Consider the following 25806-nt stretch of genomic DNA (forward strand, 5'->3'; position numbering starts at 1 on the left):
ATGTGATCCTGTCCAAAAGGTAAGGCGGGTCATTTGACGGCGCCGGCCGTCAGGCCGGCGATGATCTGCCGCTGCGCGAACATCGTCAGCACGAGAACCGGCAACGTCACGATCAAGGCGGCCGCCGCAAGCGGCCCCCAGCTCACCTGCTCGAAGGAGAGCATGTTGTAGACGGCGACCGGCAACGTGCGGGTCTCGCGGCTCGCAAGCACGATGCCGAAGACGAAATTGTTCCACGAGAAGATCACGGAGAGAATGAAGGCGACGACGATGCCGGGCTTCGCGATCGGCAGAGCGACCAGGCGAAAAACCTGCCAGGGCGTGGCGCCATCGATGCTTGCAGCCTCCTCCAGTTCCATCGGTGTCGTCTCGAAATAGCCGATCATGATCCAGACGACGATCGGAACGGTCACGACGAGATGGATGATGATCTGCGGCCAGAGGGTTCCGAGCAGATTGAGCCACTGGAACAGCAGAAACAGCGGAATGAGGAAGGAAAGACCCGGGGTCATGCGGGCGATCATGATGACGATCGCCGATTTCTCGGCCTTCAGCCGCGCAATGCCATAGCCGGCAGGCACGCCGATAACGAGCGCGAGCAGGGTGGCTGCCCCGGTCACAAGAATGGAGTTCCAGAAATAGAGGAAGAAGTTGTTTTCCTGGAAGACATTGATGTAGTTCGTCCAGGCGAAACGATCCGGAATGAGGATCGGCGGATAGGCGCCGTTGTCGATCTCGTATTTCAAGGACAGCGAGATCATCCAGAGGAAGAACAAGATAACGGGTGAGACGATGACCAGGGCCACGAAGAACAGGCCGATGCGGTTGAGTGTCGAACGCTTCATCTCAATGTCCCTCCGCGTCTGTCCATTTCGTCCGCTGCCGCATCATCAGGAGGACGAAGGAGAGCGCGACGATGAGGATGAAGAACACCACAGCCATGGCCGAGCCATAGCCGATGTCGTAATAGGAAAAAGCGGTGTTATAGAGGTAGATATTGATTGTCTCGGAAGCAGTTCCCGGCCCGCCCTGCGTCATCGCGTAGATGATATCGAAGCTCTTGATCGCATCGATGCCGCGGATGATGACCGCGATCATCAGGAAGGGCGAGATCATCGGCAGCGTCAGATAGCGGAATTTCTGCCAGGCATTGGCGCCATCGATTTCGGCACTCTCATAGGGTTCGCGCGGTACGGAGGCGAGACCACCGAGCACGATCAGCATGACTAGCGGCGTCCATTGCCAGACCTCGACCAGGACGAGCGAGGGGATGACGCTTGCCTGGTTGTAGATCCACTCCTGCGGTCCGATACCTACAAGCGATAGCAGATAGTTGAGGACGCCGAGCTGCGGGTGGAACATCATCGTCCAGACGAGTGCCACCGCGACGGGTGTTGCCATCATCGGCATGACGAAGATGCCGCGCAGGAAGCCGCGCAGTGGAAAGTTTGCATCGAAGATCAGAGCGGCAAGCGTCCCGAAGATCAAAGGGCCGACAACGGACAGCACGGTATAAAGAACCGTGTGCCATAGCGATTCCCAGAAGCGCGCATCGGTCGCCAGCCGGACATAGTTGTCCCAGCCGACGAAACTCTGCGACTGGCCGAGCGTCCACTTGTTGACGCTCATCCACAGGGTGAAGACCCAGGGAAAGACGATAACACCGGCAATCACGATCAGCGCGGGAACGACGAACGGCCAGTAGTTGGGAGCAAGCCTTTGCGGCTTGCTCCTCTTCTCAGCCGTCGTTCTGGTATCTTCGATGCTCACGGAGGCCATTATCCCTCGCTTCGTGCGAGCACCGGCTCGAACTGGGCGGTTGCCGTCTTCAATTCCGCTGCCGGATCGGCGCCGCCGATCATGTTCGTCAGCGCAACGCCATAGATGTCGCGGAACTCGGTAACAGGGATGATAACGGGCAGCGCCAGCTGCGAGACCTTGGCTGAGCCGGCGACCGCATCGAGCCAGGCGCCGGGCATCTTGACGCCTTCGCGAACCTTCTTGTCCTCCAGAATCGACTGACGGAAGGGAACGCCGGCTCCGGCCTGCAGGAGACGTGCGCCCATGTCGTGCGAGATCGCCCATTGGCAGAAGAGATAGGCGGCTTCCTTCTTCTGGCTGGCGGCGGTCACACCAATGCCGTCACCGGTGGTGGCGGCTGCCTGCGCGTTCGGCCCCTTCGGCATGATGCCGTAGCCGACCTGGCCGACGACGCGGGATTTCTCCGGGTTTTCGATCGGCGGCGCAAAGCCGACTCCATCGAGCCACATGCCAATCTTGCCCTGCAGGAAGGCCGATTGTGCTTCCGCCCAGTTGAAGCCGGAGACACCGGGAGGCGCCGATTTCGTCATCAGGCGCTGATAGAGCCTGGCGGCATCCACGGCGCCTTGCGATTCCGTCTGCAGCTTGCCGTCGGCCGAAAGCGGCGTCGTGCCATGTCCGAGCATGAAGGTCGTCCAGACCGGTGCATTGGCGTTCTTCAAGCCGCGGGCGACGAAGCCATAGGTGTTGGTCGACTTGTCGGTCAGCGCCTCGGCGGCCTTGACCATGTCGTCGAAGGTCTCCGGATAGGCGAGGCCCTTCTTCTCGAACAGCGCCTTGTTCCAGTAGACGATCCAGTAGTCGACGGAGAAGGGCAGGGAGCGCATGACGCCGGCGGAGTCTTTTGCGAATTTGAGACCGGCCTCGGCGAAATCGCTCTCCGTCAGCGAGGGATCGGTGAGCGAAGGGTCCTTCATGAAGCCGCTGATATCGGCAAGCCAGCCGCCTTTTTCGAACTGACGTTTCTGGACGTGATAGCTGAGATGCACGACATCGAAGCTTGGCTTGCCGGAAGAAAGCTCGATCGTGGTCTTCTGGCGCTGCTGCTGTTCCGGCGTTGCTTCGGCATTGACCTTGATGCCGGTCAATGCCTCGAACTCGCTCAGATATTTGAGGATTGTTTCGCTGCGCGGGCTCTTGATCAGATTGACCTCAAGCGTCGTGCCGGAAAAGCGCCTCCAGTCGACGGCCGCCGAGGCGGTGCGGACACCCAGAAGGCTTGCCGCGCCGAGCGCTGCCGTACCGGCCATGAAGCCGCGACGTGTCGGATTGAAAAATGACGATGACATTCCGTTCCTCCTCCTTTGGCCGGGAATCTCCTCATTCGCGGCCTTGTTATGCAAAGCGGTTTATATCTTCAATGCGCGATCCCGTGCTCCGCCGATGTGCGATACGAGAGCGGCAACGGCTTCATCTGCGGATCGTCGCTCAATGGCCTCAAGCACTTTCAAATGCTCTTCCATGACAGGCCCGACATGGCCGTTGATGCGGAACCTGTCCTGGCTGATCAGCCGCATCTTGATCGAATTCACCCGATAGGCATTCGAGATAATCGTATTGCCAAGTGCGTCGATGAACGCGTCATGCATGCCCCAATCCACCGACTGGGCATGGATCTCCAGCTCCTGCGAACTGTCGCCGGAGCGGATCGCGTCCGCGATATCGCGATGGTCCTTCAAAAGCTTGGCAATCGTCTCGTCCGATGCCGAATAGGTGAACAGCGCGACTGCTTCCTTCTCCAGAAAAAGACGAAGCTGGAAGGCCTCACGGATCAGATCCAGATCGATATGGGCGATTTGCAATCCGCGCTGTGGAACCGTCTTGATCAGCCCTTCGGCTTCCAGGCGCGGGATCAATTCGCGGATCGCACCAAGCGTCAGTCCCGTCAGTTCGACCAGCCGTCGTTGCGAGATGAATTGGCCTGGCCGAACGTCGCGCGCCAAAAGATGACGCGTGAAGCTCTCATAGGCCTTCTCTCTCAACGTCGGCTGTTCGCCTGGTCCGTCCATCGGCAGCTCCGGGCTGTTCGGTTAGGCTGCCTTGGCGCGAAACAGGGCGCCGAAGGCAGCAAAGAGCGTGTCAGAATCCTGGCTGTTCAATGCCACGAGCGGTGGGCGCACGGCAAGCCAGCTATCGTCCTCCGTCAAACGAGCGAGAATTGCCTTGATCGAGGGAATGATCGGATAGTTCAGCAGCTGTTCGACGAAACGCTCGACATTGGCGTCGTCGATGCCCTTTTCCGCCATGGCCTGGACTTCGCGCGGAAGAAGGTTTGCCATGCCGGAGATGGCGCCCTGTCCGCCGAGGCGAACGCCGCGAGCCAAGTGCCGCTCGTCGCCGATCAGAATGATGAGATCGCCGTGGGTCTTCAGCAACTCCTCGGTATAGGGCCAATCGCCGGAGGAATCCTTGACGCCGACGACAACATCCGGAAATGCCGCGCGCAGTCGGCCAACGAGGGAAATGGAGAGCGGCACCATCGTTACCGACGGGATGTTATAGACGATCACGTCACGGGCATGCGTGCCCAGCATGGTGAAAACGGCTGCGAACCATTTGAAGAGACCATCATCGCTGACATTCTTGAAGTAAGACGGCGGGGCCAGAAGAATGTTGCGGACACCCTGCGCCAGCGCCTGCCCAGCCTGGGCCGCAGCATCTTCGGCGGCATCGACGAGCACGCCCATGACGATTTGCTCAGGCGCAATGCCGGCGGCCATCATGGCGGCAAGAACCTGTTTGCGTTCCTGCATGCCGATCGAAGCACCTTCGCCGGTGGTGCCGAAAAGCGTGACGCTTCTGCAGCCATTGGAAAGGCAATGTTTCGCCTGTTCGATCACGCCTGGGATCGCGATCTCACCATCCGCGTCGAAGGGTGTGGCCAGGGCGGCCGACAGGCCAAAATTCTCACTCATCCGATCCTCCCGATCTTGTAGGATTAGTGCGTATCACACTGACATGTTAGTTGTAAAGTGAGCTTCGTTTCAGCGGCGCATATATGATTTACCGGTGTGAAAAGGGGGGCGGCGAAGGAAGCTGCCGCCGAGATGAATGTCGTGTATGCGGCATGTTCTTGCCGTCGAAACCCTGGAAAAGACGATGTTTAGCCTGACCGTGCGGAGGAGGCACGATCAGCAACGTCGCAATGGTATCGCCTGTCCGGCCGAGGAGGTGCTAGTTCCGGATGGGCACGTAGTCGAGCCCGCCATCGATCTTTGACGGTCGGCCATCGAGAAAGATTTCGCCGATACGAGGCGCAGATCGGGCGATGACCTTGCCGTGCTTGACGACGGCGAGACGATTGGGTTTCAGGCGCAGCGCTTCCAGCGTGTCGATGGCTTGCAGCACGACAAGATCGGCATTACAGCCCTTTTCCAGCCCGTAACCCTCGAGCCCGAGCGTTTTGGCGGAGTTGACGGTGAGTGCGTCGAAGATCTTCTTCTTGTCTTCGATGCCGGCCATTTGGGCCACATGGATCGCCATGTGGCCGACCTCGAGCATGTCGCCGGAGCCCATCGAATACCAGGGATCCATCACGCAGTCATGGCCGAAGGAGACGTTGAGCCCGGCCTCCATCAGCTCGCGCACGCGCGTCATGCCGCGGCGCTTGGGATAGGTGTCATGCCGGCCCTGCAGCATGATGTTGATCAGCGGATTGGGAATGACATTGATCTTTGCTTCCGCCATCAGCGGGATGAGCTTGGAGACGTAGTAGTTGTCCATCGAATGCATCGAGGTCAGGTGCGAGCCGGCGACGCGGCCTTGCAGCCCGAAGCGGACCGTTTCGGCCGCCAGCGTCTCGATATGGCGTGAGAGGGGATCATCGGTTTCATCGCAGTGCATGTCGACCGGCAGGCCTCGATCGGCTGCGATCCTGCACAGTGCTTCAACAGAAGCACGTCCTTCATCCATTGTCCGCTCGAAATGCGGAATGCCGCCGACGATGTCGACGCCCATGTCAAGTGCCCGCTCAAGCGAGGCGACGCCGTCCCTCGCGCGGTAGTAGCCATCCTGCGGGAAGGCGACGAGCTGCAGGTCGATATAGGGCTTGACCCTGTCCTTCACCTCCAGAAGCGCCTCGGCTGTCACCAGCTTGGGGTCGGAGGTATCGACATGGCTGCGGATGAACAGCAGCCCCTGCGTGACGGCGAGGTCGCAATAACGCAGCGCGCGATCGACAAGCTCTTCCTTCGTCACGATCGGGCGCAACTCACCCCAGAGCGCGATGCCCTCAAGAAGCGTGCCGGAGACGTTCATGCGTGGCAGGCCGAGTGAAAGCGTGGCGTCCATATGGAAATGCGGGTCGACGAAAGGCGGGCTCACCAGCCGGTTGGTCGCATCGATCTCTTCTTTTGCTGCGGCGGTAATCGAGGCTTCGATTGCTGCGATCTTCCCGTCCTTGACCGCGATATCGATTCCCTTGCGGCCATCGGGCAGGTTGGCATTGCGAATGATGAGATCGAACATGAACGGCTCCTCGGATTATCTTTCGCCACGGCGATAGGGTTGCATCAGCGCCTGCGGCACGCGAGCTCGCCTGCTCATGACGGCAAGGGCGACGATGGACAGGATGTAGGGCGTCATCAGGAAGATCTGATAGGGGACGCCCTGTACTGCTGTTTGCAGCCGCAGTTGGAATGCGTCGAAGAAGGCAAAGAGCAGGGCGCCGAAGAGTGCCCGTCCCGGCCGCCAGGAAGAAAAGACGACCAGCGCGATGCAGATCCAGCCGCGGCCCTGCACCATGGTCGGAAAGAAGCTGTTGAAGGCGGAAAGCGTCAAGAAGGCGCCGCCCACGCCCATCAGGGCGCTGCCGACAATGATGGCGCCGTAGCGGATTTTCATCGGGTTAAGACCCTGAGCCTCGGCCGCATGCGGGTTTTCACCCGTCATGCGGATCGCAAGCCCGACCGGCGTGCGGAAAATGATGTAGGCCATCGCGAGTGCCACTAGGATCGCGAGATAGGTCGGTGCTGTCTGTGTAAAGAGAGCAGGGCCGATGAAGGGCAGGGTCGACAGGCTGGGGATCGCGATCGGCTGGAAAGGGGTGACGGTCGGCGGCGTTCCGGCAACGGGCACGACCAGTCGGAAAATGTAATAGCTGAAGCTTGACGCAAAGAGCGTGACGCCAAGGCCTGAAACATGCTGCGACAGGCCTAGCGTTACCGTCAGCGCCGAATGCAGCAGCCCGAAAATGCCGCCGGCAATCGCCGCAATCAGAAGTCCGGTCCAGAGATCGGCGCCGTGATAGACGGAGAGCCAGCCGATCATCGCGCCGAAGGTCATGATGCCCTCGATGCCGAGATTGAGAACGCCGGCTCGCTCGCAAAGAAGCGCGCCGAGCGTGCCGAAGATCAGGGGCGTAGCAATCCGCAGCACGGCAGCCCAAAGTCCGGCTGAAGCGATGATGTCGATCAGCGTGCTCATCGGCGGATCCTGTACTGCGTGAAGAACAAGGCGATCAGCATGGTCAAGAGCGACAGGGCGACCGTGACGTCGGCGATATAGGTGGGAATGCCGAGGCTGCGGCTCATGCCATCGGCGCCGACGAACATGGTCGCGGTGAAGATCGCCGCAAGCACAACGCCAAGCGGGTTCAGGTTTGCAAGCATGGCAACCACGATGCCGGCGTAGCCGAAGCCGGGCGACAGATCAGTGGTCACATAGCCTTTGACGCCCATAACCTCGATCGCACCGGCAAGGCCGGCAAGTCCACCTGAGAGGCAGGCGACCTTGACAAGGGTCGAGCCGAGCCTGACGCCGGCAAAAACGGCACCCGACGGGTTGAGCCCGGCTGCCCGCGACTGCATGCCGAAGACGGTGCGCGACTGGATGAAATAGACGATCGCGGCGATGACAATCGCAATTGCAAAGCCGATGTGGAGGCGCGACCGCGCGATGAGCTTCGGCAGCATGGCGTGATCGCCAAGAGCCTGCGATTGGGGCCAGCCAAATGCCGTCGGGTCCTTCAGCACACCGTCGATCAGCATGGAGACGAAGAGAACAGCGATGAAATTCAGGATAAGGCTCGTCACGACTTCATCGACGGAGAAGCGCAGCCGCAGCCATAGCGGCACGAGGATCAGGATCATGCCGGCAATGGCGCCGATCACCATCAGGAGCGGAATGAGGATCGGACCGGGCATGCCGGCGAGCATTTTCGAGCCGAAGGCGGCAACGGCAATGGCACCGAAATAGAATTGCCCCTCGGCGCCGATGTTCCAGAGGCGGGCACGAAAGGCAACAGCGGCGGCAAGTCCCGTCAGGATCAGTGGTGTCGCACGCGTCAGCGTCTCCGTTGCCGAAAGCCGCGAGCCGAAGGCGCCGAGCAGGATCCGCCTGTAGGCTTCGAAGACGGGCGCGCCGGCGATGGCGATCAGGATGCCGGCGAGTGCGAGCGCGGCAATGATTGCAAGCACGGGAGCAAGGATCATCATGTAAAGAGGGCGGTGTTCGCGCCGTTCAAATCGCATGTTCGGTACCGCTCGTCTCTTTCCATTCCCCGGCCATCATCAGCCCCAGCAGGCGCGCATCAGCCTCATCGGCGTCGACGGATAGCGAAAGACGCCCGCCAACGATTGCCTGGATGCGATCGGCCAAGGCAATGACCTCGTCCAGATCCTCCGAGATCAGAAGAACGGCGGTGCCTTGCCGGCGTGCTTCCAGGATGCGTCCGTGAACGGCGGCGACAGCGCCTTCATCCAGTCCGCGCGCTGGTTGGGCAGCGATGAGGATGCGCGGTCTTTCATGGAGGTTGCGTCCGAGAATCAGCTTCTGCATGTTCCCACCCGACAATAGCCGAGTCCGTGTCGCGGCATTGCCGCCGCGCACGTCGAATCCCTCAATGATCTCCTGAGCAAAGGCCATGCCCGCGCCTTTGTCGACCAGACCATGCTTCGAATAAGAAGACAGGCGCTCGAGCACGGCATTTTCCCAGATGGCCATTTCGCCGATGGCGCCGTCGCGGTTTCGATCTTCCGGGATGCGCCCGATCCCTGCATCGATGACCGAGGCGACATCGAGATCGCCGACGGGCTTGCCGAACAGAAGAAGCTCGCCGGAGGAGCGGTTTGAGGTGCCGGACAGGATCTGCCCCAAACTTGCCTGGCCGTTGCCCGACACGCCGATGATGCCGAGAATCTCGCCGGCACGCACATGAAAGCTGATCTTTTTGAGGCGTTCGACACCGCCGCTTTTGAGCGTGATCTCGCGAGCTTCGAGCGCCATGTCGCCGGGTGTGCTTTTCTCACGGGTTGGGCGTGTGACGCGATGTCCCACCATCAGCTCGGCAAGCTCGGCCTTGTTGGTCTGAGATGCCTGCCTTTCGGCTGCAACCTTGCCGCCGCGCAGGACGACGATACGGTCGGCTGTTGCCATGACCTCGTCGAGCTTGTGAGAAATGAAGATCAAGGACAAGCCCTGTGCCGCCATCTGCTTCAGGGTCGAAAAAAGCTTCTCGGCCTCGACCTGGGTGAGAACGGCAGTCGGCTCGTCGAGGATCAGGATGCGCGCATCATTATAGAGCGCTTTGAGGATTTCCACACGCTGCTGCTCGCCGACCGAGAGATCGCCAAGGCGGGCATCGGGGTCGACCCTGAGGCCGAAGCGCTCGGAGATCGCCATGAGCTTCTTGCGGGCCGTCGCCGTTTGAGACTGGAGCGACCACAGCCTTTCCGTACCCGTCATGATGTTTTCGAGAACCGTCAGGTTCGGGGCGAGCGAGAAATGCTGATGTACCATGCCGACACCGGCCCGGATTGCCGCACGCGGCTTGCCCTGCGGCAATTCCACATTGTCGATCAGGATGCGTCCGGTGTCTGGCACATAGTGCCCGAAGAGGATGCTCATCAGCGTCGTCTTGCCCGCACCGTTTTCTCCGAGCAGGGCAACGATCTCGCCCTTTGCCAAAGATAGCGAGATATTATCGTTGGCAATGGTGCTGCCGAAGCGTTTACTGACGCCTTCGATGGTCAGGACGGGAGTGCTCATGCCGGAAATCCTGCAATCGGATAGCGGTGCTGCCAACGTTGCTCGGCCTCGAGCGCGGATGCAAGCTGTAGCAACAGCTTATCCTCACCCATGGGCGCCATCATCTGGACCGGCAATGGCAATCCTTGCGTATCTTCGCCGAAGGGAAGTGTGATTGCAGGAAAACCGGAGATGTTGGCAAGTGAGGCAAGGGGGGCGAGGGACGTCATGCGCTCAAGGTGCAAATCGGTGTCCGAATGATCCGTGGGGAAGGACCCGATCGGTGGTGGGGCCGAGGCGAGCATCGGCATGACGATGACATCCACCTTGTTGAAAATCTCCCACAGAATACGGCTGGCCTTCACGGCGCCATTCAGGGAGCTCCAAAGGACCGTTGCCGGCATGGCGCGCCCGCGCATGATGAAGGCCTGTGTCATCGTCTCGGCGGCGTGCATGTCGAGTTTAAGATCGTCAATCAGGCCGGCGATATTGACAGAGATGATATCGCCAAAGGCGCGGGCACTGGCCTCTACGGCGCTTTCCACCTCGTCCCAGTGAAGGGATAGCAGCTCGCTGCCTTGGCTTTCCAGAAAGCGGGCCGCCGCTTCGACAGCTTGAGCTCGATCGGCTGCAATGGGATAGCGCCGTCCCGCGCCAGCAAGGAGACCGAGGCGAAGTTTGCTCGTCTTGGGCGGGAATTGCGCGATATCCGCGAACGGCCCCCGTGTCCGACCTCGCACGACATCGAGCATCCGCGCAGTATCGCGCACCGAGCGCGTCACGGCGAGTTCGCTGGCGATGCCGCCAAGATGATTGCCGAAGGAAGGGCCGGCGGGCACGGTACCACGCGTCGGCTTCAGTCCGACAAGACCGCAACAGGCAGCTGGCACGCGGATCGAGCCGCCCGCATCCGTCGCATGTGCGATCGGCACGATGCCGGCGGCGACTGCGGCCGCTGCGCCGCCCGAAGAGCCGCCGGCAGTTCTGCTCGGATCCAAAGGGTTTCGGCAGATCGGGCCGATTACCGGCTCGGATGCAAGCGAGAAGCCGAATTCCGGGCTGGTGCTCAAGCCGAAGGCGCAGAGGCCGGCATCGCGAAAACGCCTCGCCAGATCACTGTCTGCGCCTTTTCCTGCGCGCGCGAACAGGCGAGAGCCAGCCGTCACCGGCAGGTCCGGAAAGGGACCGCCGAGATCCTTGGCGATTGTCGGCACACCGGCAAAGGCTCGCCGCGCGAAGCGTTCGGGATACACCGATGTCTCCTGATCCAGGGCGCGCGCTGCGGCAAGCCCGGCTTCAGGATTAAGATAGGTAATGGCGCCAAGCTCATCTCGCTTGGCGCAGGCGGCAAGAGCTGCCTGCATGGCATCCACACAGGTAAGCTTGCCGGACTTGATGGTGCCGGCCAGCTCTGTGGCATCGGCAAATGACGAGCCGCTCATGATCGAGCCGAGGGTTACTTTGGCTGATCCATAACCTTCGGCACTTCGAAGGTGCCGGCTTTGATGTCGGCACGGACCTTCTCCATTGCAGCTTGCGCCTCTGTGGGAGCGACGCCTTTCACATAGACGATGTCGCTGCCGCCTTCTTTCATGAGCCCATAGGCCGTGTAGCTGCGCCCCACTGGCTTGCCGGCGGCGACATCGGCGATCGCCGCGTTGAGAATGGGGCGGAAATACCACATGGCATTGGCAAAGACGGTATCGGGGTAGCGCGGCGTGTAATCGATCAGCGATCCCACCGATTTAATATGCCGCTCCTTGGCAGCGTCGGCCGTGCCGATACGCTCACCGAAGAGAACGTCGGCGCCGGCGTCGATCTGTGCGAGACCGGCTTCGCGCGCCTTCGGCGGATCGAAGAAGGTGCCGATGAAGGAGACGAGATGCTTGCAGTCGGGATTGACTGCTTTGACGCCGGCAGCAAAGGCATTGATCAGCATGTTGACTTCGGGGATCGGGATCGCGCCGACGGATCCCACCACATTCGACTTGGTCATCTTGCCCGCCAGCATGCCGGCGAGATAGGCGCCGTCGTAATTCCAGGTGCCGAAGACGCCGAAGTTGCCGCCGGCTGCTTCACCGCTCGAGCCGAGAACGAAAGCCGTATCCGGGTAGTCTGCGGCAACCTGGCGTGCTTCCTTCTCCACGGCATAGGCTTCGCCTATGATCAGCTTGTTGCCCTGTTCGGCATATTCGCGCATGGCACGCGGATAGTCCGTGCCCGAGACTCCCTCGGAGAAGACGTATTCGATGACGCCTTCCTTTGCGGCGTCCTGAAGGGCTTTGTGAAGACAGGAATTCCAGGCATTTTCGACCGGCGAGGCATGAATGCCGGCGACCTTGAGTGGCGCTGCCGCTCGAGCGGCCGGTGCAAGCGCACCGACGCCGAGAGCAATGCCCGACGCGATGACGGCACGGCGTGTCAGTATGATCTGCTTGGTCATTTTTTAGTTCCCCTGCTTTTTGATCATTTGGTAAAAAATCATAGGAGGCGTCTAAAAAAGTGTCAAGCAACAGCCGTGCTCAAATAATATGCGAAACGATGGCCATCCGTACGTCGCGATGAACCTCAAACAGTCTGAACAGCCGGTATTTGCGTGGCTAGCGAACCGCAATCTCCTAGCATCAAAAGGGCGTGTTCCTCATCCTGCAATTTGCTTGATCAGATGCGCAATCGCTGCGCGATATCGTTCCGCATCGCCGCCGGCATCGACCGCTAGGGCCGCCCGATCAAAGGCTGCTGAAAGGATGTCGGCAAGTGCGTCGGCTGGGATGCCGGAAGCACGGCCTGGATTGAGTGCCGCTTCCAGCCCATGCTGCAGGGTCAGTGCCGTGGTTTCCTCGTCCAACTGCTTCATGTCGATATAGCCGAGCACCGTCGGCCCTTCGATCAGCAAAAGTCGTGTGCGGCCACTCACCCGCATCGCATCGAGATAGGCGTTGCTGCCGGCGATCAGTGCATCCAGAGCCGAAAGACGATCAGGCGTTGCCGCCTTGATCGCGGCTGTCACCGCGAGCGCTTCCTCCCTGACGACAGCGCGAAACAGTGCCCGCTTGTCCTCGAAATGATGATAGAGCGCGCCGCGGGTGATGCCGGCTGCAGCTACGATCTCCGGCGTCGATGTCTCGGCATAACCCTTTTCCACGAACAAGGCGCGTGCGGCCGCGATGAGCGCAGCCTTGGTCTTTTCGGTTCTTTCACGATTGGAACGAGGATCTTGCATGCATGCAGCCTGTATGTTATTTGAAAAGAATACAGACAGACTGTATGTCTTTTTGGGGGAGATGTGAAGCATGAAGGTAACAAGCTATTATCCTGTCATCATGACCGAGCGCGTAGGGGAGACCGCAGCCTTCTACGTCAAGCATTTCGGATTTCAGGAAAACTTCGCGAGCGATTGGTACGTGCACCTGCAATCGGCTGAGGATAGCGCCATCAATCTCGCCATTCTGGACGGCCGGCACGAGACGATCCCGGCAGAAGGACGCGGCCGGGTTGGCGGGCTGTTGCTCAATTTCGAGGTGGAAGATGTCGATGCCGTCTATGATGGCATGCGCGAAGCTGGATTGCCCATTTTGCTTGCCATCCGCGACGAAGATTTCGGTCAGCGTCATTTCATTACCGCAGATCCGAATGGCGTGCTGATCGACATTATCAAGCCTATTCCACCGAGCGCGGAATTTGCAGCCCTCTATGCCGAGGAGGCCCTGCCGCAGGAGCGCTAAGGCACTGGGTGCAATCGATAAAATCGAGCGATGCAACTCTATCTTTGATTAACTAGGTCGCTTCACCCAATATTTCGGTTTTCATGCGACAAAACCGGCCAAAGGTAAGGTGACCCATGCAAGAGCTCCCGGTTTCGTCAAAAATCATCAAATCAGTCTATTTCCGCCCGGATGACGGGCGGCTTTATATTCGCTTCAGAAATGGCGAGGAGCGTCAATTCACCGGCGTTCCGCAAAAGGCGGCGATCGCCATGGTGAAGGCGTCGTCGCCCGGCCAGCACTATATCGAGCATATCCGCACCCAGTTCGAACGCGTCGCTTGAAGCGCGAGATGAGCTTTATCTCTCGGCGCATTGATAAACGCTGAGTTGCGCTATCTATATCAATCATAACCATCTTTCAGGGAGGAAGAGGCGTGATTGATGAGAAGCAGCTTATATCCAAGATCACCTGGAGGCTTATGCCCTTTCTGGGCATCCTCTATCTGATCGCCTATATCGATCGCCAGAACGTCAGTTACGCCAAGCTTGAGATGGTCGATGCGCTCGGCATGAGCGAATATGCCTATGGCCTTGGCGCGTCGCTGTTCTTCATCGGTTATTTCATCTTCGAGGTGCCGAGTAACCTGCTTCTCGACAGGTTCGGAGCCAGCAGGTGGTTCGCGCGTATCCTGATCTCCTGGGGAGCGGTCACGGTCGCGCTGGCCTATACGCAGAATGCGACCATGTTCTATATTCTCCGCTTCCTGCTCGGCGCCTGCGAAGCCGGCTTCTTTCCAGGCGTGCTCTATCTGCTGACCCTGTGGTATCCGTCGGCCTATCGCGGTACGATGGTCGGGCTTTTCATGATCTTCAGCGCCTTTGCCAATGCGATAGGCGCGCCGCTCGGTGGCGTACTGCTGGATTTGAATGGGCTCTATGGTATTGCCGGTTGGCAATGGGTCTTTCTGGTGACCGGCATTCCCGCCATCATTGCCGGCTTCATCACCCTGTTTTATCTGCCGGATCTGCCATCCAAGGCGACGTTCCTCGACGATGCGGAAAAGAACTGGCTGAAGGATCGGATCGCGGCAGAAAATTCCGGCATGGAGCAGAACGCCGCCGATGGCTTCAAGGCGTTGATCAATCCGCGCGTGCTGCTGATGGCGCTTTGCTATATCGGTTTTCCGCTTGCCGCCTATGGTCTCAGCTACTGGCTGCCAACCATCGTCAAGAATTTCGGCGTCAGCAACACGACGAACGGATTCCTGAACATCATCCCCTGGCTTCTTGTCGCCATCGCTCTTTATGCCGTGCCGCGGGCAGCTGACAAGGCCGAGTCCAAGACGCCCTATATCGTCATTCCCGCGCTGGTCGGCGCTGTGAGCCTGGTTTTATCCGCGGTTATTCCGGACCATACGCTGCAATTTGCCTTCCTCTCCATTGCGGCAGCCGGCATATTCGCAGGCCAGCCGGTGTTCTGGAGCCTTCCCTCTCGCTTCCTGCAGGGGGCGGGTGCCGCAGCGGGCCTTGCCGCGATCAACTCCGTCGGCAATCTCGGTGGTTTCATCGCCCAGAACGTCGTCCCGTGGATCAAGGATTCCACAGGAAGCACGATCGCACCGATGTTCTTCCTGGCCGCTTGCCTGTTGGTTGCGGCACTTCTGGTTCTGGTGATCGGGCGCATGGTGCCACGCACGCCGAGGCCGGAAGATCTTGGCAATGTGAACACAGCCCGCGTGAAGTGATTGCGCTCATGCATGCAAAGGCATCTTGAAAATGAGAAGGGCGGCCCGATGTCCGCCCTGATTTTTCGAGTAGCTACGGACACCAAGCTCACGCAAAGGCGTAGGAGCCGTCCGGGCGCTTGGGTACGCGCCGCTGCCAATGGATGTAGCCTTCCTCTTCCATTGCCTTTTCATCCATCTCGACGCCCCAGCCCGGCCGATCGGGCCGAAGCTCGAGATGGCCATCCTTCGGCAGGTAGGGATCGACGACATAGCGGGTCTCGCCTTGCCGCTGCTCGACTTCGTTGCCGCCATAGACATAGGCCTGACCCTTCGGCAACCGGTATTCGAGTATCTTGAAGTTCTGCGCGGCGGCCGAGAAATGCACGTTGACGGCGGTTGCGAGCGGTCCCATCGGGTTGTGTGGAGCAACGCCGACGAAATGCGCCTCGGCGATCGTCGCAATGCGCCGCATCTCGCTGATGCCGCCGACGACGCAGATATCGGGCTGGATCAGATCAGCGCCCTTGACCTGCAGCAGACGCAGGAACTCATTGCGGTTATAGAGGGACTCGCCGGTCGCCAGCACGCAATTGAGGCCCTGTTTCAGCTCGCCCCACATCTCGATATTCTCGGGGCGTAGCGGCTCTTCGTAGAAAAGCGGATCATAAGGTGCGAGCGCATTGCCAAGCTGGCGAGCGGCTACCGGTTCGAAGATTTTTGCATGAGCGTCGAAGGCGATCTCATAATCGTCACGTACCGTTTCGCGCAGCGAGCGGAAATAGTCGGCTGATGCCTTGACGACGTTGCCCCAGCGATGGGCATGCATGTCGATACGCCACGGGCTGAGCTTGAAGGCGGTAAAGCCCCATTCGGCGTTTAGCCGGTCGAGTTCGTCGCGGGCGGCCGGAGCATCCGGTGCGGTATAGACGCCGGCATAGACCTTGATGCGATCACGAACCGCGCCGCCGAGCAACTTGTACACCGGAACATTGAGGGCCTTTGCCGAGAGATCCCAAAGGCAATGGTCGAGCGCGGAAATGGCCGATAGGCCAAGTGCGCCAGGCGGGAAACGGCTCTGCTGGATCAGCAGGTTGATGAGATAGTCGACGCGGCTCGGGTCCTGGCCGGCGATGAAGCCATAGAGATAGTCGAGGATCGGCGGCAGCGCCAAATCGGGGCCGTGATTGTAGCATTCGCCCCAGCCGGTCAGTCCGTCATCCGTATCCAGCGCCACGATGACGCGCGGGCGATCCTTGTCGCGGGTCATGAATACCCGCATGCGGTCGATCTTCATCTTACTTTCCTTCTATCGATTGACATGAATGCGGCATGGGAGGTGCCGCAGGTGGGGAAATGGTCGCTGTGCTGCGGCGAAGTCTGATCCGTCGCAATTGGGCGTTACGGCGCTGTCGAGGGAAGCCATCACGCCGCGCTCCCGTTCTTCACGGTTTCGGGCTCGACATAGCGGAAGCGTCGCGAGCGATCCCGATCACGGGGGTCGGGGCGCGGGATCGCCGAAATCAGTGCTTGCGTATAGGCGTGTTCAGGTGAATTGCAGACCTTGTCGGCATCGCCAACCTCGACCAGCCGCCCCTTGTACATGACGCCGACACGATCGCACATGTAGCGGATGACGCCGATATCATGGCTGATGAAGATATAAGCAAGGCCAAGCTCGTCCTGCAGGCGCATCAGGAGATCAAGCACCTGGGAGCGCACGGAGACATCGAGGGCGGACGTCGCCTCGTCAGCGACGATCACGCGCGGATTAAGCGTGATGGCGCGTGCAATGCCGATGCGCTGGCGCTGGCCGCCGGAGAAGGCGTGCGGGTAGCGCTCACGCGCCCTTGGATCGAGCCCGACCTGTTCCATCAGATGGCAGACGCGCTCATCCAATACCCGGCCCTTGGCGATGCCGTTGACAAGCAATGGCTCACCGATGATCTGCGAGACGGTCATGCGCGGGTTGAGTGAGCCGAAGGGGTCCTGAAACACCATGCGCAGCTCGCGGCGCGCTGCCGCAAGCGCCGTCCCCTTGGCGCTTGCCAGATCGGTAACGTCGCCATCCGCGCGGCGATAGAGAATTTTGCCTGCACTTGGATCGATAAGGCGCATGATCGAGCGGCCCATCGTGGTCTTGCCTGACCCGCTCTCGCCGACAATGCCGAGCGTTTCGCGCGGCAAAAGCGAGATCGAGACATCATCGAGGGCGCGGACCTCGCCGAAGGCCATCGACACATTTCGCAATTCGAGGATCGGGGCTGCCGCTCTGTCGAGCGGCGGTCGCGCCAGACGGATTTCCGCCTTCCTTTCGAGCTTCAAAACCGAGCCGATCAGCATGCGGGTATAGTCGTCCTTCGGCGCATGGAAGATCTGCTCGACCGGACCGTATTCCTTGACCACACCATTGTGCATCACAAGCACGTCGTCGGCGATCTGTGCGACCACGCCCATGTCGTGGGTGATGAACAGCACTGCCATGCCGTTGGCCTTCTGCAGCCGGGCGATGAGGTCGAGGATTTCGGCCTGTGTCGTCACGTCGAGCGCCGTCGTTGGCTCGTCTGCGATCAGCAACTGCGGCCTGCAGGCAAGCGCCATGGCGATCATGGCGCGCTGGCGCATGCCGCCCGAATACTGAAAGGCGTAACGGTCGATCGCTTTTTCAGGTGAGGGGATTTCCACCTGCTTTAGAAGCGAAATCGTCTCGGCCCGTGCTTCGGCTTTGCTCATCTTCGTATGGAGGCGAAGCGCTTCCATGATCTGGTCGCCGACCGTATGGACGGGCGAGAGCGACGCCATCGGCTCCTGAAAGATCATGGCGATGTCGCGTCCGCGGATCGATCTGATCTGCCGCCTGCGCGGATTGAGCTTGACGAGATCGACCGAACTGCCCCCAGCGACATTCAGGATGATCGAACCGTCTGTGATACGGCCGGGGGCGTCGACGATCTGCAGGATGGAGCGGGCGGTCACGGATTTGCCCGAGCCACTTTCTCCGACGACGCAGAGCGTTTTTCCCGGTTCGATGGCAAAGGAGAGATTATCGACCGCTCGAAACGTGCCGGTTCTCAAGGGGAAGTCGACGGTCAGGTTCTTGACCTGCAGCAGCGGACGGGCGGTGTTCATGGAAACGATATCGGTCATGCCCGCCTCATTTATTGTAGGGATCGGCTGCGTCGCGCAGGCCATCGCCGAGAAGGTTGAGCGCCATGACGGCGATGACGACGGCGAGGCCCGGCAGAAAGAGCCATGGTGCGGTCGCGATCGAGCGGATGTTCTGCGCCTCTCGCAGCAGCACGCCCCAGGAGATGGTCGGCGGCTGCAGGCCGAGCCCAAGGAAGGAGAGAGACGTCTCGGCCAGGATCATCGCCGGTACGGCAAGCGTGATTGACGCGATGATATGGCTCGCAAAGCTCGGCAGCATATGGCGGAAGATGATGCGTCCCTCGCTGGCACCGTCGAGCCTTGCGGCCGCAACGAATTCTTCCGTCCGCAGCGACAGGAAGCGGCCGCGCACGACGCGGGCGAGCTGCGCCCAGCCGGTCAGAGACAGGATGATCGTGATCATCATATATTGGAGTGCTGCTTGCCAGCCCTGCGGCAGAGCCGCCGCCATGGCGAGCCAGATTGGGATAGTGGGCAGCGACAGCACGAAGTCGATCAGGCGCTGGATGAAGAAGTCGAGCTTTCCGCCGTAATAGCCTGAAATTCCTCCAAGAACGATGCCGAGCAGAAGCGAGAAGAACACGCCGACGAGGCCGATCGACAGCGAAATCTGCGCGCCCTGAACGGTGCGGCTGAAGACGTCGCGGCCAAGCCGGTCCGCACCGAACAGCAAGAGAGGCGTCGATTTGTCCGAGGATGCCAGCAGATGGATGTTGCTGGTGAAGAGCCCGAGCACGGAATATTCGTAGCCGCGACCGAACAGGCTGATAGAGACGCGCTTCGTCGTGTCTTCCTTGAAAATCGCCGCAAGCGTTTCCGGATCACGGGTGAGCTTCAGCGGGTAATAGTGCAGGCCGAAGGAGAAACCGTTGTCGGTGTCGAAGAAATGGACGCGCTGCGGCGGATGGAAGGTTGCACGCGCATTTTGCTGATTGGGATCGTTGATGGCAAAGAACCCGGGCGCGATCGCGACGATGTACATCAATAGGGTGACGACAAGCGCGACCATGGCAAGCCTGTGGCGGCGGAACGCCCACCAGATCAACTGCCATTGCGAGGCAACCGCGTTGCGGTCGGGGCGCAGGTTTGTGACGGCAATATCGGCCATGGGCTGCTCCTATTCCAACCGGATGCGGGGATCGACGAGGGCAAGCAGGATGTCACTGATAAGTGACCCGATCAGCGTCAGCGCGCAGATCAAAAGCACGAAGGCGCCGGCAAGATACATGTCCTGCGCCATCAGGGCCTGCAGCAGCAATGGCGCCGCCGTCGGCAGGTTGAGAACGATCGCCACGACGACGGAGCCCGAAATGAGATTGGGCAGCAGCCATGCGATCGTCGAGATGAACGGATTGAGCGCGATCCGCAGCGGGTATTTGACCAGCAGCCGGAACTCCGAGAGGCCTTTAGCGCGTGCCGTCGTCACATAGGGTTTCGGCAGCTCGTCGAGCATGTTGGCGCGCATGACGCGGATGAGGCTTGCCGTCGAAGAGACAGCAAGGATGACGACCGGCAGCCACAGATGCGACAGCAGGTCGAGCATCTTGGCGATGCTCCAGGGTGCTGTCTCGAATTCGGAGGAGAAGAGGCCGCCGACATCCTGGCCGAACTCGACGGCGGCGACATACATCAACACCAGCGCCAGCAGGAACGAGGGAATGGCAAGGCCTAAAAAGGTAAAGGCGGTAAAGAAATAATCGCCGATCGAGTATTTCTTGACTGCCGAATAGACGCCGATCGGCAACGCGATCGCCCAGGTCGCGATCAGCGCTGCAAGCGCCAGGATGAGCGTCAGCGCCATGCGTTCCCAGATGAGGCCGGAGACCGGCTGCTGCCATTCAAACGAGATGCCGAAGTCGCCGCGCGAGAGAATGCCCCACATCCATTTCAAATATTGGATGAGCATCGGCTGATCGAGGCCGAAGCGTTCGCGTAGTTGCGCGGCCGTGTTCTGATCGACCACCTCATTCGAGGAGGCGAGCGTGGCGATATAGGTCGTCACGTAGTCGCCGGGAGGGAGCTGGATCAGCACGAAGGCGAGGAAGCTGATGGCGAAAAGGGATGGGATCATCCACAAAAGGCGTTTACCGATGAAGACCAGCATGGCTGTTTCTCGCAGTGAGTGCTGCCACGGGCAGCTCCGCATGAAGGAAAGCGCCGCCCACGGAAGGCGGCGCTTGATCGGTGTGATCAGCTGGTGAAGAAGAATTGCTGCGGCATGGCCGGTCCCGGGTTGGGCCAGGACCAGCTATCGGGCTGCTTTTCCGGAACATTGCGCAAGTTGTTGCGGATGATGCCGAAGCCGCCGACTGCAAGGCAAAGCCCAACGGTTTCAAACTCTTCGGCCGCGATGTCGAAAATCTGCTTCATGACGGCGCCGCGCTTGTCGAGATCGGCCGTCGAGCGAGCCTCGTCGAAAAGCTTCATGCGCTTCTTCTGGCTTTCCGGCGGCTCTTCGCCCTGCTTGCCGTTCGATGTGTACCAGACCGACCATGGAATGGCGTAGCGCGAACCCTGCGGATGGAAGGCAAAGAAATCTCGCGGATCGAGCATGGGATCGAGCCCGCCAGGCCCTGGCCAGACCTGGGCATCATGGGCGTTGTCGTCGCCACGGGTATAGTAAAGCGCGCGCTCGATTGTGTTGACCTTCATGTCGACGCCGATCTGTGCCCAATGCGCCTTCACCAGTTCAAGGGCATCGACCAGATCGGGGTAGAGGGTCGGAATGACGTCGACGGCGAAGAAGACCTTCTGGCCATCCGGTCTCAGGCGAAAACCGTTCGCATCCTTCTTGCCGTAGCCGGCCTGATCGAGCATGGCGCCGGCCTTGTCCGGATCGTAGTTGGTGAATTGGCGGGCATATTTTTCATTATACCAGGGATGCTCCGGCCGTGGTCCGGCCTGGTATCCCTCGCTCTGGCCGAAATAGACGATGTCGATTATTTCCTGCCGGTTGATCCCAAGCGAGAGCGCCTGCCGCACCGATTTGTCGGCAAACATCTTGCGCATGGCCGGATCTTTATGGGTGATGTTGAAGTAGATCTGGCACTGCTGCGAGGTGGAAGGAACAAGAGTTAGAAGGCGATAGTCGCCCTTCTTCATGTTTTGTGAGAGCGTTGGCTTGTTTGCGAGCACGCTGATATGGCGCTCCTGAATGTCGATCTTGCCGGAAATGACGTTCAGCATCAGCGATTCCACGTCCTGCGAAATGCCGAAATTGATCTCGTCGACATAGGGAAGCTGGTTGCCCGATGTATCGACCTGCCAGAAGTATGGGTTGCGGGTCATGACGACGCGGGTTGCGCCACCCGTATAGGGTTCCTTGACGACCCAGGGATCGAGCGTCGGCTTGTCCGGATTGCCCCAGCGCGAGGGAATTTCGATGTCGCCACAGCGGGCGCGGAAAAGTTCGGGCCAGCTGCTGACGCCGGCCTTCTTCGCATCCTCGGCGACGTTCGGATTGTATTTCGGCAGGAACTGGCTGCAATAGTGCTTTGGAAACAGCGTCGGATGCTGGCCGAGCGGGGTTGCGAGATTTTCCAGATAAAGCGCGTTCGGCGCGGCAAAGGTGAATTTCACCGTATTGTCGTCGATCTTCGTGACGTCGACCGCCTTGCCGGCAACGGACAGCTGAGCCGGCGTCGCGCTGTAGAGATCGGTATTCTTGACGCAGTCCTCGATGGCGAAAACGACGTCATCGGCCGTAAATGGCTGTCCGTCGGACCAGCGGGCACCTTGAATAAGGTAGAAGGTGAATTGCGAGGCGTCGGCATTGACGTCCCAGCGCTCGGCGAGGTTCGGCAGGACCTGGGTGAACTCAAGGTTCCAGCGCACCAGGCTCTGATTGCCCACCATGCGCAGGATGCCGTTATGGTCGGACGAGCCGCGCAGACCGCGTCGCAAGGTGCCGCCATACGTGCCGACTTTTTCGTAAGGAGTAACGACCATAGGCTTCTTCGGCAGTCGGTCCGCAAGTGCCGGCAACTTGCCGTCCTTGACGAGCTGCGCCAGTGCCGGCGCCTCGCCGCCGGCACTGGCCGCGCCGACGCGACCGGCCAAGGACAAGGCTGCCATTCCCGCTATGCCGCCGAGGACGGCACGCCTGCTCACGCCGCGGGACAATATTTCATCGCGCATCGAATCCCTCCCGTTTTGATCTCGGCCGGGCTTTGCCTCGGCCGATGCGACAGGCTCCCGTCCCGTCGCCATGCACCCCTCTGGCGCAGCGTCGAGACCATATTACGTTCTCAGATAATTACAAGAGTTGACAGATTTTTACAGATTTAGTAGCCCTGTCGCGCAGGAAATGCGCTATGGCTGTCGCTGGCCGGCATTCACGAAGGACGATGATGAAACTCTCTGTCGCCAACGATTCCGGTGCGGGCGCGACGCGCTTCGGCGACATCATCTATGAGAGGATCGTCGCCATGATTGCGGACGGCACCTTTCCGGTGAATGAGCGGCTGCCGGCGGAAGCGAAGCTCGCGGAGATGTTCGGCGCGTCACGACCGGTCGTGCGCGACGCTCTTGAGCGGCTGCGCATGGATGGGTTGATCGTGTCGCGTAAGGGGTCTGGTTCCTATGTCAGGCAGAGGCCGGATTCTTCGGTCCTCAAAATGGTGCCCGTGGGATCGCTTGCCGATGTCCAGCGCTTTTTCGAATTTCGTGCCGGGCTTGAGGCCGAGGCCGCCGAGCTCGCAGCGCGCAACTGGCAGCCTGATGACAAGGAGCGGATCACGGCGGCGCTTCAGAAGATCGAACAGTGTCTTGGCGAAGGCCGCCTCGGTGCCGAGGAGGATCAGGAACTGCACGACGCCATTGCGGTCGCGACCGGCAATCAGTTCCATATCACAGTCCGCGAATTGTTCCGGCCGCATTTCGCCATCGGTCATTCCGTGACCCGCAGCCTCAGCCTCAAGCGGACGCCTGAGCAGATCCGCAGCGTTCAGGATGAGCATGCCGTCATCGTGCAGGCGATTTTCGCGCGTCAGGAGGCGGAGGCTCACGATGCGATGAAGCGACATATCTTGAATGCACGCGCCCGCATGTTCCAGGGCGTATAGGGAATTGGATGAGGCGAGGGCGAGGTGATGGCTTCTTTATGCTTCCTCGTTTGTGTCTCGATGGGTGATGAAGGGTAAGGGTAGGAAGATGAGCATTGAAACCATGCGGCAGGTGCTGACCGGCGTCTCCGGCGTTCCAGTCACGGCCTATGATGGTAGTGGCGAGGTGGAACCGCGCCTCACCGCTCGGGTCTATCAGCGGGTAGCGGCTGCCGGCATTCACAATATCGTTGCAGCGGGCAATACGGGCGAGTTTTATGCGCTCACTCCGCAGGAAATCCGCCGCGTCCACGAAGCGGCAATATCCGGCGTCGATGGCAAGGCGCCGGTGACGGCGGCAATTGGCCGCTCACTGCGCGAGGCGATCCAGATGGCGAAGGATGCCGCCTCGATTGGTGCTTCGGCCGTAATGTCTCATCAGCCGGTGGACCCATTTGCCGCGCCCGGCTCGCAGATCGACTATTTTCGCGATCTGGCGGAGGCCTCGCCGCTGCCGCTCGTCGCCTATGTCCGTGCCGAAGGCTTCAGCGTCGACGAAATGGTCCGTTTGGCCGGTCACGGCAATATCGCCGGCATCAAGTTTGCGACGACGGATCTGATGCTGCTTTCACGGGCGATCGCGGCTTCCGATCCGAATGGCGCGCTATTCGTCTGCGGTCTTGCCGAAAGCTGGGCCTCGACATTCGCCGCCGCCGGCGCAAGGGGCTTCACCTCGGGCCTCGTCAACGTTGCTCCGAAGTTGTCGCTTGCCGTGCATGCGGCTTTGGAGAAGGGTGATTTTGCCGCTGCCCGCGCCATCGTCAACAAGCTCGAGCCCTTCGAGCGTATGCGCACCAAGTTCCGCAATGGAACAAACGTTACCGTCGTCAAGGAGGCCGTCACCTATTCCGGCCTAAGTGTCGGCCCCGTCCGCGTTCCAGGCGTACCGCAGCTCGATGCCAAGGACCGCGAGGAGCTGTTTGCCTTGTTGCGTAATTGGCAGGAAGCAGGCGAACTTTCCACCGCCTGATGCGGTATCCGGCGTGGCGACCTCCTCCGGCAATTCGTAAAATGATATTGGCCGACCCGTCAGCTTTCGCTGGGGTCGGCCGTTCGTTGAAGCGCAAACCTTCAAGCCCGGTTTCTACTTCGCCTCGTTCGATCCCGCCAGGTTTTCGACGGCGGTCAGGATCTTGTAGGCCGATGAAACGCGTGCCGGGATTGGAAAATTCCTGTTCGCCAGCAGGACGATGCCGACTTGCCGGGCGGGAATGAAGGCGGCATAGGCGCCGAAGCCGTTCGTCGAACCCGTCTTGTTCAGGAGGACATCCTTGCGCGGCGGCTGCGGTGGATCGAGGCGAATGATCTTGTGCGGCTCAAGTGCCATGTCGGACGAATTGCCGGCAAGCAGCCGGGCGAGCGTCGTTGGATAGGCATAGATTTCCCAGCCGAGCGCCTGCGTCATGTTGCCGATGCTATAATAGCCGACATGCGTTGCATCGATTGCTTGCCGAAGTGTGCCGTCGAGCTTTGCCTCGCCCATATTCGCTTCGAGAAAGGCAAGCATATCGGAGGCGGTGGTCTTGATGCCATAGGCTTGTGTATCGAGAACGCCGGGATTGACGCGGATCGGCTTGCCCTGCTTCGAATAGCCATAGGCATAGTTGCCCATCTCAGCCGGTGGAACGCGGACATAGGTGTGGCTGAGGCCGAGGCCGGAAAGAATTTTTTCCTGCATCAGCGTGTCGAACGGCTGGCCCATGGCCTGCGCTGCTAGGTAGCCGAACAGGCCGATACTGGGGTTGGAATATTGCCGATACGTGCCAGGCGCAAAGGAAGGATGCCAGTTGCGATAGTAGGCAACCATCTTGTCCTGATCCGTCACGCCGCCGGGAAATTGCAGGGGCAGACCGCCTGCGGAGTACGTGGCGAGATCAAGGAGGCTGATCTTATCGAAGCTGCTGTCCGCAAGTTCCGGCATATATTTCGTCGTCTTGTCGGAAAGGGACAGCTTTCCGGTGATCTGCGCGTAGGAGCCAAGCGCTGCCGTGAAGGTCTTGCTGATGGAGCCGAGCTCGAAGATCGTGTCGTTCGTCACCTTCTGGCCGTTCTCCTTCGAGGCGAGGCCGTAATTGAAGATGTAGCGCTTGCCCTTGACGGTGATCGCGATCGCCATGCCCGGCACGTCGTTTTCCTTCATGAGCGGGCGGATGGTCTCGTTGACGGCGCGCTCCAGCTGATCCTGGTCGTTGCCTTCGGCCGCATGGGCGCCGATCCCGTAGAAAAGGCAGCCCGCGATAATGCCGAGCTTCTGCAGCGAATTGGGACGTATATTCAAGATGATATCCTCGTGGTGATGATCGGCCGCGCTGGATCGCGC

The 25806-nt window shown here is 60.1% G+C and carries 23 protein-coding genes; 5 read left to right on the plus strand and 18 right to left on the minus strand.

Annotation, left to right across the window (positions count from 1 at the left end):
- Window positions 1-29: 29 nt before the first annotated feature.
- From GA0061100_RS18050 to GA0061100_RS18105, 12 genes are all read right to left on the minus strand, one after another.
- Window positions 30-845: a carbohydrate ABC transporter permease gene (locus tag GA0061100_RS18050; protein ID WP_075854088.1), complete on the minus strand. Its 816-nt coding sequence runs from the start codon at window positions 843-845 to the stop codon at window positions 30-32.
- A gap of 1 nt (window position 846) precedes the next feature.
- Window positions 847-1779, minus strand: a complete 933-nt coding sequence (locus GA0061100_RS18055) for a carbohydrate ABC transporter permease (protein ID WP_075854089.1) — start codon at window positions 1777-1779, stop codon at window positions 847-849.
- Entirely contained in the window at window positions 1779-3110 is a 1332-nt protein-coding gene (locus GA0061100_RS18060; RefSeq protein ID WP_075854090.1) for an ABC transporter substrate-binding protein, read from the minus strand. Before GA0061100_RS18060 ends, GA0061100_RS18055 begins: the two co-directional genes overlap by 1 nt.
- Before the next feature lie 60 nt (window positions 3111-3170).
- On the minus strand, window positions 3171-3830 hold the full coding sequence (locus GA0061100_RS18065) for a GntR family transcriptional regulator (protein WP_075854091.1): 660 nt from the start codon (window positions 3828-3830) through the stop codon (window positions 3171-3173).
- Window positions 3831-3851: 21 nt separating this feature from the next.
- The gene (locus GA0061100_RS18070) at window positions 3852-4736 is read right to left on the minus strand and encodes a dihydrodipicolinate synthase family protein (protein WP_075854092.1); all 885 of its coding nucleotides are present in this window, start codon (window positions 4734-4736) and stop codon (window positions 3852-3854) included.
- A 259-nt stretch (window positions 4737-4995) separates the two neighbouring features.
- Window positions 4996-6288: an amidohydrolase family protein gene (locus tag GA0061100_RS18075; protein ID WP_075854093.1), complete on the minus strand. Its 1293-nt coding sequence runs from the start codon at window positions 6286-6288 to the stop codon at window positions 4996-4998.
- A gap of 15 nt (window positions 6289-6303) precedes the next feature.
- Entirely contained in the window at window positions 6304-7245 is a 942-nt protein-coding gene (locus GA0061100_RS18080) for an ABC transporter permease (protein ID WP_075854094.1), read from the minus strand.
- A complete protein-coding gene (locus tag GA0061100_RS18085; protein WP_075854095.1) occupies window positions 7242-8291 on the minus strand; it encodes an ABC transporter permease in 1050 nt (349 codons plus the stop codon). The genes GA0061100_RS18080 and GA0061100_RS18085 overlap by 4 nt, the downstream gene beginning before the upstream one ends.
- Entirely contained in the window at window positions 8281-9807 is a 1527-nt protein-coding gene (locus GA0061100_RS18090) for an ABC transporter ATP-binding protein (RefSeq protein ID WP_075854096.1), read from the minus strand. Before GA0061100_RS18090 ends, GA0061100_RS18085 begins: the two co-directional genes overlap by 11 nt.
- Window positions 9804-11228 carry an amidase gene (locus GA0061100_RS18095; RefSeq protein WP_075854097.1) on the minus strand — a complete coding sequence of 475 codons (1425 nt, stop codon included), beginning with the start codon at window positions 11226-11228 and terminating at the stop codon, window positions 9804-9806. Before GA0061100_RS18095 ends, GA0061100_RS18090 begins: the two co-directional genes overlap by 4 nt.
- A gap of 14 nt (window positions 11229-11242) precedes the next feature.
- Window positions 11243-12229 carry a BMP family protein gene (locus tag GA0061100_RS18100; protein WP_075854098.1) on the minus strand — a complete coding sequence of 329 codons (987 nt, stop codon included), beginning with the start codon at window positions 12227-12229 and terminating at the stop codon, window positions 11243-11245.
- Between the two features lie 198 nt (window positions 12230-12427).
- Window positions 12428-13009, minus strand: a complete 582-nt coding sequence (locus tag GA0061100_RS18105) for a TetR/AcrR family transcriptional regulator (RefSeq protein ID WP_075854099.1) — start codon at window positions 13007-13009, stop codon at window positions 12428-12430.
- Window positions 13010-13079: 70 nt separating this feature from the next.
- Here GA0061100_RS18105 and GA0061100_RS18110 point away from each other — a divergent pair, with 70 nt between their 5' ends.
- The 3 genes from GA0061100_RS18110 to GA0061100_RS18120 all read left to right on the plus strand — a co-directional run bounded on the left by GA0061100_RS18110 (window position 13080) and on the right by GA0061100_RS18120 (window position 15237).
- On the plus strand, window positions 13080-13511 hold the full coding sequence (locus tag GA0061100_RS18110; RefSeq protein ID WP_075854100.1) for a VOC family protein: 432 nt from the start codon (window positions 13080-13082) through the stop codon (window positions 13509-13511).
- Window positions 13512-13627: 116 nt separating this feature from the next.
- Window positions 13628-13834, plus strand: coding sequence for a KTSC domain-containing protein (locus GA0061100_RS18115; protein WP_075854101.1), 207 nt, complete (start codon window positions 13628-13630; stop codon window positions 13832-13834).
- Window positions 13835-13926: 92 nt separating this feature from the next.
- Window positions 13927-15237, plus strand: a complete 1311-nt coding sequence (locus GA0061100_RS18120; protein WP_075854102.1) for an MFS transporter — start codon at window positions 13927-13929, stop codon at window positions 15235-15237.
- A gap of 88 nt (window positions 15238-15325) precedes the next feature.
- Here GA0061100_RS18120 and GA0061100_RS18125 read toward each other — a convergent pair whose 3' ends face one another.
- From GA0061100_RS18125 to GA0061100_RS18145, 5 genes are all read right to left on the minus strand, one after another.
- Window positions 15326-16513: a galactarate dehydratase gene (locus GA0061100_RS18125; protein ID WP_075854103.1), complete on the minus strand. Its 1188-nt coding sequence runs from the start codon at window positions 16511-16513 to the stop codon at window positions 15326-15328.
- A 128-nt stretch (window positions 16514-16641) separates the two neighbouring features.
- Window positions 16642-18363, minus strand: coding sequence for an ABC transporter ATP-binding protein (locus GA0061100_RS18130; RefSeq protein ID WP_075854104.1), 1722 nt, complete (start codon window positions 18361-18363; stop codon window positions 16642-16644).
- A gap of 7 nt (window positions 18364-18370) precedes the next feature.
- Window positions 18371-19492 (minus strand): ABC transporter permease, encoded by a 1122-nt coding sequence (locus GA0061100_RS18135; RefSeq protein WP_075854105.1) that lies wholly within the window; start codon window positions 19490-19492, stop codon window positions 18371-18373.
- 9 nt (window positions 19493-19501) lie between these two features.
- Window positions 19502-20488, minus strand: a complete 987-nt coding sequence (locus GA0061100_RS18140) for an ABC transporter permease (RefSeq protein WP_075854106.1) — start codon at window positions 20486-20488, stop codon at window positions 19502-19504.
- Between the two features lie 86 nt (window positions 20489-20574).
- Window positions 20575-22521 (minus strand): ABC transporter substrate-binding protein, encoded by a 1947-nt coding sequence (locus GA0061100_RS18145; protein WP_075854107.1) that lies wholly within the window; start codon window positions 22519-22521, stop codon window positions 20575-20577.
- 212 nt (window positions 22522-22733) lie between these two features.
- Here GA0061100_RS18145 and GA0061100_RS18150 point away from each other — a divergent pair, with 212 nt between their 5' ends.
- Both GA0061100_RS18150 and GA0061100_RS18155 read left to right on the plus strand, forming a co-directional pair.
- The gene (locus GA0061100_RS18150) at window positions 22734-23447 is read left to right on the plus strand and encodes a FadR/GntR family transcriptional regulator (protein WP_075854323.1); all 714 of its coding nucleotides are present in this window, start codon (window positions 22734-22736) and stop codon (window positions 23445-23447) included.
- Window positions 23448-23535: 88 nt separating this feature from the next.
- The gene (locus GA0061100_RS18155; RefSeq protein WP_075854108.1) at window positions 23536-24456 is read left to right on the plus strand and encodes a dihydrodipicolinate synthase family protein; all 921 of its coding nucleotides are present in this window, start codon (window positions 23536-23538) and stop codon (window positions 24454-24456) included.
- A 114-nt stretch (window positions 24457-24570) separates the two neighbouring features.
- Here GA0061100_RS18155 and ampC read toward each other — a convergent pair whose 3' ends face one another.
- Window positions 24571-25758 (minus strand): class C beta-lactamase, encoded by a 1188-nt coding sequence (ampC, locus tag GA0061100_RS18160; RefSeq protein WP_075854324.1) that lies wholly within the window; start codon window positions 25756-25758, stop codon window positions 24571-24573.
- Window positions 25759-25806 lie beyond the last annotated feature (48 nt).

Source organism: Martinezella hainanensis (genome assembly GCF_900094555.1).
Lineage (GTDB): Bacteria > Pseudomonadota > Alphaproteobacteria > Rhizobiales > Rhizobiaceae > Rhizobium > Rhizobium hainanense.

Coding starts and splice junctions, on each gene's coding strand:
- GA0061100_RS18050 (WP_075854088.1), bottom strand. CDS start 845: ATGAAGCGTTCGACACTCAACCGCATCGGCCTGTTCTTCGTGGCCCTG.
- GA0061100_RS18055 (WP_075854089.1), bottom strand. CDS start 1,779: ATGGCCTCCGTGAGCATCGAAGATACCAGAACGACGGCTGAGAAGAGG.
- GA0061100_RS18060 (WP_075854090.1), bottom strand. CDS start 3,110: ATGTCATCGTCATTTTTCAATCCGACACGTCGCGGCTTCATGGCCGGT.
- GA0061100_RS18065 (WP_075854091.1), bottom strand. CDS start 3,830: ATGGACGGACCAGGCGAACAGCCGACGTTGAGAGAGAAGGCCTATGAG.
- GA0061100_RS18070 (WP_075854092.1), bottom strand. CDS start 4,736: ATGAGTGAGAATTTTGGCCTGTCGGCCGCCCTGGCCACACCCTTCGAC.
- GA0061100_RS18075 (WP_075854093.1), bottom strand. CDS start 6,288: ATGTTCGATCTCATCATTCGCAATGCCAACCTGCCCGATGGCCGCAAG.
- GA0061100_RS18080 (WP_075854094.1), bottom strand. CDS start 7,245: ATGAGCACGCTGATCGACATCATCGCTTCAGCCGGACTTTGGGCTGCC.
- GA0061100_RS18085 (WP_075854095.1), bottom strand. CDS start 8,291: ATGCGATTTGAACGGCGCGAACACCGCCCTCTTTACATGATGATCCTT.
- GA0061100_RS18090 (WP_075854096.1), bottom strand. CDS start 9,807: ATGAGCACTCCCGTCCTGACCATCGAAGGCGTCAGTAAACGCTTCGGC.
- GA0061100_RS18095 (WP_075854097.1), bottom strand. CDS start 11,228: ATGAGCGGCTCGTCATTTGCCGATGCCACAGAGCTGGCCGGCACCATC.
- GA0061100_RS18100 (WP_075854098.1), bottom strand. CDS start 12,229: ATGACCAAGCAGATCATACTGACACGCCGTGCCGTCATCGCGTCGGGC.
- GA0061100_RS18105 (WP_075854099.1), bottom strand. CDS start 13,009: ATGCAAGATCCTCGTTCCAATCGTGAAAGAACCGAAAAGACCAAGGCT.
- GA0061100_RS18110 (WP_075854100.1), top strand. CDS start 13,080: ATGAAGGTAACAAGCTATTATCCTGTCATCATGACCGAGCGCGTAGGG.
- GA0061100_RS18115 (WP_075854101.1), top strand. CDS start 13,628: ATGCAAGAGCTCCCGGTTTCGTCAAAAATCATCAAATCAGTCTATTTC.
- GA0061100_RS18125 (WP_075854103.1), bottom strand. CDS start 16,513: ATGAAGATCGACCGCATGCGGGTATTCATGACCCGCGACAAGGATCGC.
- GA0061100_RS18130 (WP_075854104.1), bottom strand. CDS start 18,363: ATGACCGATATCGTTTCCATGAACACCGCCCGTCCGCTGCTGCAGGTC.
- GA0061100_RS18135 (WP_075854105.1), bottom strand. CDS start 19,492: ATGGCCGATATTGCCGTCACAAACCTGCGCCCCGACCGCAACGCGGTT.
- GA0061100_RS18140 (WP_075854106.1), bottom strand. CDS start 20,488: ATGCTGGTCTTCATCGGTAAACGCCTTTTGTGGATGATCCCATCCCTT.
- GA0061100_RS18145 (WP_075854107.1), bottom strand. CDS start 22,521: ATGCGCGATGAAATATTGTCCCGCGGCGTGAGCAGGCGTGCCGTCCTC.
- GA0061100_RS18150 (WP_075854323.1), top strand. CDS start 22,734: ATGAAACTCTCTGTCGCCAACGATTCCGGTGCGGGCGCGACGCGCTTC.
- GA0061100_RS18155 (WP_075854108.1), top strand. CDS start 23,536: ATGAGCATTGAAACCATGCGGCAGGTGCTGACCGGCGTCTCCGGCGTT.